This window comes from Lentzea sp. NPDC059081 (genome assembly GCF_042738015.1).
Classification (GTDB): domain Bacteria; phylum Actinomycetota; class Actinomycetes; order Mycobacteriales; family Pseudonocardiaceae; genus Lentzea.
In genome coordinates, this window is the sequence record NZ_JBHYGW010000008.1 from 164,277 (window position 1) to 176,343 (window position 12,067).

Here is a 12,067-nt window from a genome sequence, read left to right on the forward strand (position 1 = left end):
GCGGAGGGTCGGCCTGCGGACCGATCCGTCTCAACAGGACGGAATCGGAGCCAACCTTGTCTGCGGGGCGGAACATTCATCTGTCGCGGGCAGTCAGAGGGACCATCGCTACTGGGCCCTCCGGCCCGCTACGGCGGGTCGCTCAGCTCAGGACGCACGCCCCGCCTCGTGTCGTCGTGTTCGGAGACCGCAGTCAAGCACGTCCGAAAACGACGACACGTGAGGCTGGCGCCATTTCCATCCCACATCCCCCCAGCGCGGTACCGACCTCGACCGGACTGTCCGGGAGTTCTCGGGGGAACCTCTGGACAGGGCCGGGATCCACGTGGCGATCAGCACACGCAGCGGCTTGCACGCGTTCGGGCGCAGGCCGCTGCCGCTGTGCGGGTCAGGTGCGCGGGCGTAGCCCGTCGGCGACCAGGGTGAACAACCGCTCGGCCCGTGGCGCCCATTCACTGTGGGGGTCGAGGTTGTACAGGCCGTCGAGCGCGAGCAGCACGTCGTCGGCGGTATAGCCGGCCCGGATCGTGCCGGCTCGTTCGTTGGCCTCGATCAACCTGCCGATGGCAGCACTGACAGGGCCGTAGGCCACCTGCGCGAACTGTCCATGTGTGGACGCGGTACGCAGCGCCTGCACCAAACCGGCCTTGGTCATGACGTACTGGGCGTAGCGGTCGAACCAGCCGCGCAGGGCCGCGAACGGCTCCGCGGAGGCGAGCAGATCGTCCGCTGTGAGCGCGAGGTGGTCGACCTCGTGGCGGTACAGCTCGAAGACCAGGTCCTCGCGGGCCGGAAAGTGCCGGTAGAGCGTTCCGATGCCCACGTTCGCGGCGCGCGCGATCGCGTTCAACGAGACCGTGCCATCGGCTGCCAATGCCTCACGAGCCACCTCCACGAGCCGCTCCCTGGTGCGCTCACCTTGCGCACGTAGTTGCTCCGCTCGCTTGCCGCTCAACACTCCTCCGATCTTCCAACTACGAAACGAGCTTCCTGGGAGAGCTCTCTGTCCAATCGAGAAATTAGTTAACGGAGTGCTCTCCGTCACGCGGGAATTTTACGCCACAGGACAAGGAACCCAGCTTATGAACACGAACTGCTAGCGCGTCGCAGTCGTCACCGGTGCTCTCGCGGCATCGGCGCCCAGGTCGCGCAGCGCCTGGCAGGGTCCGGGTGTGCCGTTGCCAACGTCCTCGCCGCCGCCGAGCGCACGTTCGGCGGTCGCGACGTAGTCGTACACGCTGGCTAGCCGCACTAACCCGACCGTCAACCTGCAAGCCACGGAGAGCATGCGTTCCGGCGGGCCATCGTGAACTTCTCCTCGGCTCTGACCAAGAACTTCGCGCCTGGTTATAACGCTTACGCGGGCTGCCAATCCTCAGAGGTTCGACCTTCGTTGACACAGAAGTGCGGACCTCGTGCACGATCCTGTCGACAGTACTCCGAGCGCAGGACCTCGTGATCTGCTGGTTTCCACGTCCCTTTGAAACTGTGCACCTTGCTCCAACCGCATCTGCGTACCGACGGATCCGCCTCGATGGAGGCCTCCGCATCCGCCACGCCGATCGGAGACGGGCCCGCGCGAGTTGGGATTTCCGGCACTGTGCTTGTGACGGTGGGCAAGGACGCAAGCAGCTTGAGTTGGGCGATAAATCTTCCGGGACAGCGGCGGTCGGTAACCACGAACCGCTGAACGACGATCTCGCGATCAGGAGACAAACAAACATGAGCACCGCCACCGACCAGAAGGTCGCTGTCGTCACGGGTGCCTCGCAGGGTATCGGCGCGGCGCTCGTCAAGGCATATCGGAGGCTGGGCTTCGCGGTCGTTGCCAACTCTCGTTCGATCGCTCCAGCTCACGAGCCGGACCTCGTCACCGTCGCGGGCGACATCGCCGACCCCGCCGTGGCGAGGAACATCGTCGACACCGCTGTGCGAGAGTTCGGTCGCGTCGACACGCTCGTCAACAACGCGGGCATCTTCATTGCCAAGCCGTTCACCGACTACACCGAGGACGACTTCCGGACCGCGTTCGGCATCAACGTGGCTGGCTTTTTCGCCACCACCCAACTGGCCGTGGCCCAGATGCTGAGGCAAGGCTGGGGAGGTCACGTCGTCCAGATCACCACCAGCCTGGTTGACCACGCGAACAGCAATGTCCCCTCCGTGCTCGCTTCGCTCACCAAGGGAGGCCTCCAGTCCGCGACCAAGTCGCTGGCCATCGAGTTCGCCACGCGAGGCGTGCGGGTGAACGCCGTTTCGCCGGGCGTCATCCGCACGCCCATGCACGCGCCCGAGGCTCACGCGACCCTGGCCTCGTTGCATCCGGTGGGACGCCTCGGCGAGGTCGGCGACATTGTCGACGGCGTGTTGTACCTGGAGAGCGCCCCGTTCGTCACCGGAGAGGTACTGCACGTCGATGGCGGCCAGAGCGCGGGCCACTGACCCGGCGGGCTCGACCGGGTCAGTGGCCACTGCATGCTCTCCGAACCCGCGTCACCAGCGGCCCAGTCAGTATTCAGCTGTTCTTCCACTCCGCGTTCGAGAGCAAGTCCTTGATCAGGATCAGCGGTGACCACGAAACCGTGTGGATGTGCAAATGATTGCAAACTGTTCTGGCTGTCAGCGGATAAGGCGATCTGCGGTGAGCTTGCGAGATGCCCCGGTCAGCAAGGCACGCAGCTCATGTGCGGGCAGCGGGACGCCCTGATCCGCAGGGGCGTGGACCGAGGTTGCTGACCGGAGGCGAGCTCGTCGGCCAAAGCTGTCCAGGATGACCTCAGCGCGCCTGGATCGGCGAAGTAGGGCGTGAGGTAGGCGTCGGTCTCGGGCTCGAAGCGGGCCGGTGAACGACAGTCCGCCGCGCCGATCGGTTTCCCGGATGGTGTGAAGTCCGTCGTCCGTGCGTGACGTCTGATCAGGAGAACCGAGAGGGCCGCCGGAGTCTCCCGCTCTGGCGGCCTGCTGCCGAGCCACGCCCTGGGAGCGGGCCGGTGAGGGATGATCTTCGCCAGGTTGGGCGCGTGAAATCCGTACGGCCGAGGTGTGCCTGTCGGCTTGTTCGCTGTCGCGCCCGACCGTTCCTCCTGTTCGCCATATTTATGCAAATCATAGACAAGATTCTGCTAGCAAGAACCGTGCTTGCGGTGGTTAGCATGGAATGCGTACAGGAGTAGGCAATGTCGTCATTGAAACCCGTGGTCGGCAAGGATGTTTGCGGTTCTGTCTACTCGTTTGTGCGAGTGCGACGCGGGTTTTATGACGAGGAAAATCGGGAGAAGCAGTGGAACAGGCCGTCATTGACACGATCTACGTTGACGGAGAGTTCGTCATTCCTCACGGGACGGAACTCTTCGATCTCCACAACCCCGCCTCAGGGAAGGTCATCGGCCAGGTTCGCCTGGCTGACGAGGTCGACACGGAGTTGGCCGTCGCGGCGGCGAAGCGCGCGTTGCCGGAGTGGTCGGCGACTTCCAGGGAGGATCGGATCGACGCGTTGCGCCGACTCCGGGAGGCCGTCGTCGCCAGGAGGGAAGAGCTCTTGGAAGCCAGCCGCATCGAGTACGGCGCGCCGGTTCGCAACGAGTGGATGGTGGACAGCGCCGTCGGTGCGTTCGACGGCATGATCAGCACGCTGGAGGCGTTCGCCTTCGTCCGTGAAGTCGGTTCTGCGACTGTCGAGATGGTGCCAGTGGGGGTGTCGGGCCTCATCACGCCCTGGAACTCCAACGTCTTCTTCATCGCCGACAAGGTCGCGACCGCCCTGGCGGCCGGCTGCACGACGGTGGTCAAGCCGAGCGAGATGAGTGCCACGCAGACTCAGATCATGACCCAGGCGATTCACGAAGCGGATCTTCCTCGTGGAGTCGTCAACGTCGTTACGGGTCGAGGTGAGGTTGTCGGCACAACCCTCACGCGGCACCCCGATGTTCCTCGGATCTCCTTCACAGGGTCGACCGGTGTCGGAAAGGTCATCTTCCGTGAATCGGCCGAGCATCTGAAGAGCTTGACTCTGGAACTGGGCGGGAAGTCGCCCTCGATCATCCTTGATGACGCCGATCTGGAGGCTGCCGTTCCCGGTGCCCTCTTCTCCGGGTTCGTCAACAGTGGCCAGGCTTGCGTTGCCGGAACCCGAATCCTCGTGCCCGAGGGTCGGGTCGAGGAAGCGATCGAGATCGCGGTCAAGCACATGTCCGAGTTTCCGGTAGGTGATCCGTCCGATCCTGCGACCGTCATCGGTCCCATGGTGAGTGAGCGGCAGTGGGAGCGTGTTCAGTCCTACATTCACCGAGGTGTCGAGGAAGGTGCTCGCATCCTTGTGGGCGGTGCTGGCCGACCGGAAGGTCTCCAAGACGGCTACTTCGTCCGGCCCACGCTGTTCGCTGATGTGACCAATGACATGACGATCGCACGTGAGGAGATCTTCGGTCCGGTCCTGTCTATTTTGACCTACCGCGATGAGGACCACGCTGTCGAGATCGCAAACGACTCGGAATTCGGCCTGCACGCGTACGTCTTCTCTGCGGATTCAGAACGGGCGCACAGGGTGGCTTCCCGTCTGCAGGCGGGTCGTGTCTCGATCAACGGAGGGTATGAGCCCATCTCGCCCTTCGGGGGTTTCAAGAACTCCGGAATCGGCCGCGAGTATGGTGCCTACGGTCTGGAAGGTTTCCTTGAGGTGCGCTCCGTGATGAAGTAGGGCTTGCGGACGGTTCTCTTCCAGGAGTCCTGGGTAACGTAGACCAGCCTTGACGCGCTTTGTGAGCTGGCAAACAATTGACGCTCGAAACTTGCGGACGGGTTGTCCGGGTTCGCGAGCCAGGTCGCCGCTACTCGCCGCCGATCCTGCTGGAAAGAAGTTGTTCCCGGATCGAGGTGGGTGGTGGTGCCCCCGCGATTGGAAAATCGAGCACCGGCCCACGTGTAGTGGCGATTTGTGAAAGTTCGATGAGTGGAAATCGGCGAGGAAAGTCCGGGGGTGCCGTCAACGACGGGTTTTCACCCGCGTGCGGTGACGATCACGTCCTCGCGGTTGAACCCTGCGCGCTGCGGATCCGGGCAGGCTGGGCAGCGCGCAGGAGGTGTGCTTCCGATTGCGCCGAGCTGTCACCGGGCATTCGGTGTGGACGCCAGCCGGTCGTCGTCGAAGACGATCTCGACAAGAGGGCTGTGCTCCATCCACTCTTCGAGGCTCTGGATGCCCGCGTGCTGGTTGCCGAGGTCTGCGCGGTTCTGCAGCGTCAGGACCTGGGTGATCACCCTGCGCCGGGTCGTGGCGTCGACCGGCTTCGCGGTGGCGAGCAGATCCGCGCGCACACCGTTCTTGAGGTGGAAGACGAAACGCGGGTTCGCTTGCAGATTGGCGTACCAGCTTCGTGCGACGGGCATGCCGGTGAGGTACCAGCGGTTGTCCACGTGGTGGAACCAGATCTCGATGCGACGTGCCTCTTTGCTGCGGCGGCCGACCGTCGTGATGTCGATCGTCCGGTCAGCCCTCGACGAGTGGGGACCGAGGTCCAAGGCGCGGTTGACCGCCTCCACGTCGTACACGGGTTCGATCTCAGGTGTCACTTTCTTCTCCTGGCAAGGCGAATCAGATGATCGGTGGCTGCTACAGCAGCGCGTCGACGGGCTCGTGGAACGCGTGACCCCGCAGTCGTGCCGCGTCCACACTCGGGGGTGCGCCGAACTGACGGCGGTACTCCCGGCTGAACTGGGACAGGTTGTTGTAGCCGACGCGCAGGCTCACCCCGGTGACGTCGTCCGGTTGCTGTGCCAGCAAGAGCCGGGCTTCCTGCAGTCGCAGCTGCTTCTGGTACTGGATGGGCGTCATCGCGGTGATCTCCTGAAAACCGCGGTGAAATGCGGACACGCTCATGCCCGCGGCCTGTGCGACGTCTTCGACGCGGAACGGGCGCGTGTAGTTCTGCCGGATCCATTGCACCGCACGGCGAACGTGCGACAGCCGGCTGTTGCTGAGTCCGAGCTCGCGCACCGCGTCACCCCGTTCTCCGGTGAGCAGGAGCCAGATGATCTCCTGCTTGATCAGAGGTGCCAGCACGGCCAGGTCGCGAGGACGGTCAAGCAGACGGAGCAGGCGCACCACGGCATCGAGCAGTTCGGCCGAGGCGTCGCTCACGCCGATACCCGGCCGTGCCTGGGTCATCGGTGGGCGTGTCGGCGCCTGTTCGTCGCGGAGCAGGACTTCGGCGATGTCTGCGGGGTCGAGAGTCATGCCGAATCCCAGCGCCGGTCCCTCACCGCCGCCGTCGCAGAACTGTCCTGTCACCGGCAGGTCCACTGACGTGACCAGGTACTGGCCGACGCCGTAGCGGAAGAGATCATCGCCGAGTGCAAGCTGCTTGCGTCCTTGGCCTACCAGCGCGAGAACCGTTCCGGACATCCCGGTTCGCGCGGGCTCGCCCCGGTCCGTGCTGCAGACCCGCACGCCCTTGATCGACGTTGCTCCGTCGGGGCGCACGTGGCGTTGCAACAGCGTGCGCAGCTCCAAAAAGGACATGTCGACCAGTAGAGCAGAAGGATCTGTCCCCTGAGCCTCGTCGGCAGGATCGTGCATGAAGTTCGTACTTTCGTGTCAGAGGGAGCTGTTTCCTGCTGTTCGAGCCCGCCGACCGGTGGTGCGTTCAAGGTCGGCCGGCTCGAGCAGGTCGTCTACTGAAGGCGTAGGACTGTACTGGTGTGAAGCAGGTGTGGTCAGACCGAGGCATGCTCCTAAGCGTCGACGCGACGTGCGGACGCGGACTCGGGTTCGCTCTGGCCGATGATGCCCACGCGCGGCTTGCAGCCACAGGTGGATCCGCAGTTGCAGTCAGCGGCGGAGTTGCTGTTCTCCGAGAGCTGTTCGGCCGGAATCATCCGCATGCTTGCGGTTTCTGCGCCAAGGAAAGTCTGCTGGGGCGGCTCCTGTCCCGCCGGGTCATCACTGTCCACATTGTCCACGACCGCGGGCTCGGCAGCGCGGGTGTCCGTCGTGGCGGCCGCCGGCATCTGATCCGCGGTCCTGCCGCACAGTTCCGCCCTGCCGTTGCAGTCATCGCTGAAGGTGGTTGCGCTGTGCGCTGCCAATGGAGCAGCGTCTGCGGCAGCCGCGAACGCCTGGTTCGTGGTCAAAGTCGCCGCTCCGACCGCAATCGTCGCGATGGCAACAGAAACGATCTTCTTCATGTGCTGTCTTCCGTTCTTGTGAATGTTGGCTCGGGCAGGGGAGAGCCGGCGGTCTTCGCCGGGTGCGACGAAGATATGAGTGGTGGTGAGCGGTCGTCGAAGCCGGAGCGCGGCCACGTCGTTCCTCTGCGAGGCGACTTCGGGGACGGAACCGGTCTCGCGGGCCGGCCGCCCGCAGGCTGCGCCGGACTCGAAGTTGAACTACTGAGCCAGTCGCTCGTCGATCGCCTTGTCGACGTCCTTCACGGCCTTGCCGCTCTGCCGGGCCGTTCCCGGAGTTCGAAAGCGAAGCCTTTCTGCTCACCGCCGTGTTCCAGAACCTGATGGGCAACGCGGTGAAGGTCCGCTCCGAGCAGACACCACGCGCGCGGATCGATGCAGAGCTCGACGATGCGGCGTCGGCCTGGCGATGTGCCGCAAGATCGTCGACTACTACGGTCTGCGCTCGCGAAGCCAACCGGTGCCACTGGACACAGCATCTTATGGCAGATGCGATGCGGGCTCCTGCGGACTGGCAGTCACGTCTCGGCGACGGCGTCGGTGGTGTGTCTTGCGCTGCCGCAGCGCAAGACACTCGACGTCGATCTCCTCGGAATCCTCCGGGCCGGGCTTGGCAGACACTGACTGCCCGCGAAGCGACTCATGGTGGGCCTTCGCCCGTTACCGATCTGCGGACCGGTTGGCGGCACCACCGTGAGGCCTCTCGCAGGTCGCCAGTGATCGTCATTGCTGGATGGACTTTGTTTCCAGCTGCTCGTCCACCCCGTAGCGGCCGAACTCGCGGCCGTATCCGGATTTCTTGTAACCGCCGAACGGGGCGTTCGGGTTGAACGGTGCGCCGTTCACATCCACCTGACCGGTGCGCAGCAGGCGGGCTACGGCCAGAGCCCGTTCAGGATCACCGAACACCGCGCCGTGCAGGCCGTACGGGGAGTTGTTCGCGATGGCGACCGCGTCGGCCTCGCTGCGGTAGGCGATGACCGTGAGCACAGGGCCGAAGATTTCCTCCTGGGCGATGACGGAGTCCGGGTCGACATCGGCGAAGATCGTCGGCCGGACGAAGGCACCGTGCTGCAGGCCTTCGGGCCGACCGGCGCCTCCGTAGACCAGGCGGGCACCGTCGTCGACACCACGTCGGATGTAGGTGTCGACTCGCTGTCGCTGAGTCTCGCTCACCAGCGGTCCGAGCACAGTGGTCTCATCTCGGGGATCACCGACACGGAACTGCTCGGCCGCCGCGACCAGCACGTCCACCACCTCATCGTGCAGGTGTCGCGGGACGAGCAGGCGCGTCCACGCCGCGCACACCTGGCCTGAGTTGAACCAGGCGCTGGACAAGGTGGCCTCCGCAGCGGCGGCCAGGTCTGCGTCGTCCAGAATGATGCTCGCGGATTTACCACCCAGCTCCAGAGACACTCGCTTCACCGTGCCGGCCGCCGACGCGGCGACCAGCGCGCCGGTGGCGGTAGAACCGGTGAAAGTCACCATGTCGACGTCAGGATGCGCGGCAACGGCTTGGCCCGCCTCCGCGCCCGTGCCGTGAACGATGTTGAGCACGCCGTCGGGCACGCCGGCTCGTTGTGCGGCCTCGGCGAGGATGTTGGCCGTCGACGGTGCGGCCTCTGGCGGTTTGACCACCATCGTGTTGCCGGCGATGAGACCGGCGCCGATCTTGACCATCATCTGGTTGAGCGGGAAGTTCCACGGGGTGATCGCACCGACCACCCCCAGCGGCTCGCGGACGACCAGCGAGTGGCCGACCTCCTCGGTCCAGGGGAAGGTCCTGCCGACCTCGGCGAAGACGCGTGCCAACGCGATCGGTGCCGCGACCTGTCCGGCACGCGTCGCGGAGACCGGGGAGCCGAGCTCGGCGACGATGGTCGAAGTGATCGCCTCCGCGCTGGTGTCCAGTTCGTCGGCCAGCCGCTCCATGATCTTCGCGCGGTGCTCAGGCGACGTGGCGGCCCAGGCGGGAAACGCGCGCCGGGCGGCCAGCACAGCGTCGTCGACGTCAGCGTCGGTACCGGCGGACACGGTGGCCACGGTCAGGCCTGACGTGGGGTCGACGACGTCGATAGTGTCGGCCACTGCCACGGTGGTGCGGCCGTCGATCCAATGCCCGAGGTGATGGGTCTTCGCTGTCATGTGCCCCAGCGTCACTCGGATCCGATAGCAGATCCATGTGTGGTCTATCCATGTACGACCGGAGCATGGATCACGACTCGGGCCGCGGCGAGAATAGGCACATGGATCGAGCCGGTCTCGCCCAGTTCCTGCGTGCACGTCGCGCGGCCCTGCAGCCTGAAGACGTCGGGATGCCGCGGGGGCAGCGACGTCGTACCAGCGGACTGCGTCGCGAAGAGGTCGCAGTGGCAACAGGGATGTCGGCCGATTACTACACCCGGCTGGAACAGTTCGCGGGGCCGGTCCCGTCGGAGCCCATGCTCGCGGCGCTGGCGCAGGGCCTGCGCTTGTCGCTCGCCGAACGCGACTATCTTTTCCAGCTCGCCGGGTATGCCGTACCGGCCCGTGTCGAGCGCTTCGACCACGTGAACCCCGGCATGATGCGCATCATCGACAGCCTTGACAACACTGCGGCCATGGTGCTCAACGAGCTGACTGAAACCCTTCGTCAGACGCAGCTGCACGTTGCGATATTCGGTGATGAGATGGCGTTCACCGGGTTTGCCCGCAGCAAGGCCTACAGGTGGTTCACCGATCCAGCCAGCAGGAATCTGTATCCGGCTGATGATCATGAGAGTCACAGCAAGACCATTGCCGGCACTCTGCGGCTGGCGTACGCACGCCAGGGCGTCAACTCGCGAGCTCATGCCGTCGTGAGCGCTCTGCTGGCGTCGAGCGGAGAGTTCCATTCGCTATGGGAAAGTCACGTCGTGCCCAGCCCCTATTATGAAGCAAAGAAGATCATTCATCCCCGCGTGGGCATGCTCGAATTGCAGGGGCAGACGCTCCTTGATCCGGATCAATCGCAGAGCCTGCTTGTCATGACGGCGGTGCCTGGCAGTGAAACCTGCGAAAAGCTCCAGCTGCTGTCAGCGATCAACGTGTTCTGAGTGGATGCGGCCATCGGCAAGTTCAACGGTAGGTCCTGGATCTGTCATGCGTGCTGCCGGAACCAGTCGGAGCAGGCGAGAGGTTGTTGTCCTGACTGCGGCACTGGGCTTGACGTCGGCCCTGCACCGGTGTGGCCTTGATCCTGGGGGATCTCGAGGGTGGTCGGCAAAGATGCACCACCTCGGGGCTGCCGGTTGCAGGTGCCGAAGCCAGCGTGCTGCCCTGTCTGCTGATACCTGTACACGTCCTGGGCAGTCCGGCACCGTTACCACGGCGTGATGAGGCTGAACTTCTGTCCGGCGCAGGGTTGGCGCGCCGGGGAGTTGGTGGTGGGCAGAGGCCCTAGCCGTTACTCGTGTCAGGCCAACGAAGTACTCCTTGCCGACTCCCAGCTGCGAAGTCGAAAGCCTCACGCTGGAGGGAACCGAGTCCGCTGTTCACCATTGCGTGTACCACAAAAGCAGAGCAACGAGACGAGAACGCCGCCAGAGCATGAGGGCTCTGGCGGCGTTCTCAGGTCACCTAGTCAGGTTCATGCACGGACGTAGGACTTCACGCCGCCCGGGAAACCGATCGGTGCGGCGGACGTGTCGTTCACCGGACCGCTCACGATGGCGGACTTGCCCTTGCAGCCTGGCTCGGACCAGATCTTCACGGCACCGTCCGGGGACAGCGACTGGAATCCACCGCGGAGGTCGGCGCACTTCGCCCCGACCTTGACGCCGACCGCGAAGCTGTCGCCGAAGTCCTTCTGGTTCTTGCCGCTGAAGAAAGTCACCGAGTCGGCAGGTTTCACACCGGGTGCCGACTGGCTGCCCTGATTCGGCGACTCGCCCCCAGGCACCGCCCGCTTACCCTCAGGGTTGATCACGAACCACTTGCCACCGACGTTCTGGCCGAGGATGTCGCCCGCCTTCTTGTCCTTGTCGAAGAGGTAGATCGGTCGACCGCCGATCGTCACCTGAGTCTGGCCGTCCTGGCGCTTGATGAAACCGATGTTCTCGCGCCGGATCCCCGGGAAGAACAGCTTGCTGCCCTTGGTGACAGTGATCGCGGGCCAGGTCTTGGCGCACTCATCGTTGCACTTGGAGACGCCGCCGTTCACCGGATCATCGCTGAACCAGTAGACAGAGAGCCCCTTTCCGTTCACTACAGCAGGTTCCAGGCCACCGGCGTTGCCGACGCGAAGCTCTACCCACTTCTGCTTGACGTCGATGGAAGCGCTTTCTGGCGCGCGATCACCGGTGTTCTGGAACGCCCTGTTGGAGTACGCGGTACCTCGGAAGAAGTCCACTCCGGACTGCGCGTCCGTCTCCGCCTCATTGGGCGGCGCTTCCTGCACCTGCTCCTGAACTGGGGCAGGTGAACCGGATGTGGTGGCGCTCTGACCGCAAGCCGTCAACGCAACAACACCAACCGCGAAGACGGCAGCAACGAGCCCAACTTGCTTACGACGCATGGGGTTACTCTCATTCCTAAGTGGACTTGCCGACCTGTTCATCATCAACACGACCACGCTCAAGGAGCGGTTCAACGAACTTCGACTTGAGACCGTCGTCACACATGTCCGGGGGCTCGGGTCCACACTCTGACTGCGCGGAATTCAGTCTGAGCACCGGTTTCATGGCTGAAAGGCCATCCCGGTTGCTGAACCGGGATTCCCCATCCCCTTGGCCGCTGAGAGAGTGGTGCTCGCCCCGGCCTGGCCAGGGCTCAACCGTCGAGGTCCGTGTGTGACCAGTCGTGTTCCAGGACCTGGCCGCCGGTCCCGGTGGGCAAGGGCGCCACCATCTACCTCGAAGGCTTGGAC

The 12,067-nt window shown here is 64.4% G+C and carries 10 protein-coding genes; 3 read left to right on the forward strand and 7 right to left on the reverse strand.

What is annotated here, in order from left to right; translation table 11 throughout:
* Window positions 1–388: 388 nt before the first annotated feature.
* Both ACFWV3_RS20545 and ACFWV3_RS20550 read right to left on the reverse strand, forming a co-directional pair.
* Window positions 389–958, reverse strand: coding sequence for a TetR/AcrR family transcriptional regulator (locus ACFWV3_RS20545; protein ID WP_382412983.1), 570 nt, complete (start codon window positions 956–958; stop codon window positions 389–391).
* A 138-nt stretch (window positions 959–1,096) separates the two neighbouring features.
* The gene (locus ACFWV3_RS20550; RefSeq protein ID WP_382412984.1) at window positions 1,097–1,252 is read right to left on the reverse strand and encodes a hypothetical protein; all 156 of its coding nucleotides are present in this window, start codon (window positions 1,250–1,252) and stop codon (window positions 1,097–1,099) included.
* A gap of 470 nt (window positions 1,253–1,722) precedes the next feature.
* Here ACFWV3_RS20550 and ACFWV3_RS20555 point away from each other — a divergent pair, with 470 nt between their 5' ends.
* Window positions 1,723–2,442, forward strand: coding sequence for an SDR family NAD(P)-dependent oxidoreductase (locus ACFWV3_RS20555; protein ID WP_382412985.1), 720 nt, complete (start codon window positions 1,723–1,725; stop codon window positions 2,440–2,442).
* Between the two features lie 838 nt (window positions 2,443–3,280).
* Complete coding sequence (locus tag ACFWV3_RS20560) at window positions 3,281–4,696, forward strand: aldehyde dehydrogenase family protein (RefSeq protein ID WP_382412986.1); 1,416 nt, start codon at window positions 3,281–3,283, stop codon at window positions 4,694–4,696.
* 407 nt (window positions 4,697–5,103) lie between these two features.
* Here ACFWV3_RS20560 and ACFWV3_RS20565 read toward each other — a convergent pair whose 3' ends face one another.
* The 4 genes from ACFWV3_RS20565 to ACFWV3_RS20580 form a co-directional block, all read right to left on the reverse strand.
* Complete coding sequence (locus ACFWV3_RS20565; RefSeq protein ID WP_382412987.1) at window positions 5,104–5,568, reverse strand: nitroreductase/quinone reductase family protein; 465 nt, start codon at window positions 5,566–5,568, stop codon at window positions 5,104–5,106.
* A 40-nt stretch (window positions 5,569–5,608) separates the two neighbouring features.
* On the reverse strand, window positions 5,609–6,517 hold the full coding sequence (locus tag ACFWV3_RS20570) for an AraC family transcriptional regulator N-terminal domain-containing protein (RefSeq protein WP_382412988.1): 909 nt from the start codon (window positions 6,515–6,517) through the stop codon (window positions 5,609–5,611).
* 212 nt (window positions 6,518–6,729) lie between these two features.
* Window positions 6,730–7,299 (reverse strand): hypothetical protein, encoded by a 570-nt coding sequence (locus ACFWV3_RS20575; RefSeq protein WP_382412989.1) that lies wholly within the window; start codon window positions 7,297–7,299, stop codon window positions 6,730–6,732.
* Between the two features lie 606 nt (window positions 7,300–7,905).
* Window positions 7,906–9,327, reverse strand: coding sequence for an aldehyde dehydrogenase family protein (locus ACFWV3_RS20580; protein ID WP_382413097.1), 1,422 nt, complete (start codon window positions 9,325–9,327; stop codon window positions 7,906–7,908).
* Window positions 9,328–9,392: 65 nt separating this feature from the next.
* Between ACFWV3_RS20580 and ACFWV3_RS20585 the strand changes: the two genes are divergently transcribed.
* The gene (locus ACFWV3_RS20585) at window positions 9,393–10,256 is read left to right on the forward strand and encodes a helix-turn-helix transcriptional regulator (RefSeq protein WP_382412990.1); all 864 of its coding nucleotides are present in this window, start codon (window positions 9,393–9,395) and stop codon (window positions 10,254–10,256) included.
* Between the two features lie 533 nt (window positions 10,257–10,789).
* Here the strand turns inward: ACFWV3_RS20585 and ACFWV3_RS20590 are convergent.
* Window positions 10,790–11,716, reverse strand: coding sequence for a hypothetical protein (locus ACFWV3_RS20590; RefSeq protein WP_382412991.1), 927 nt, complete (start codon window positions 11,714–11,716; stop codon window positions 10,790–10,792).
* Window positions 11,717–12,067: the final 351 nt, after the last annotated feature.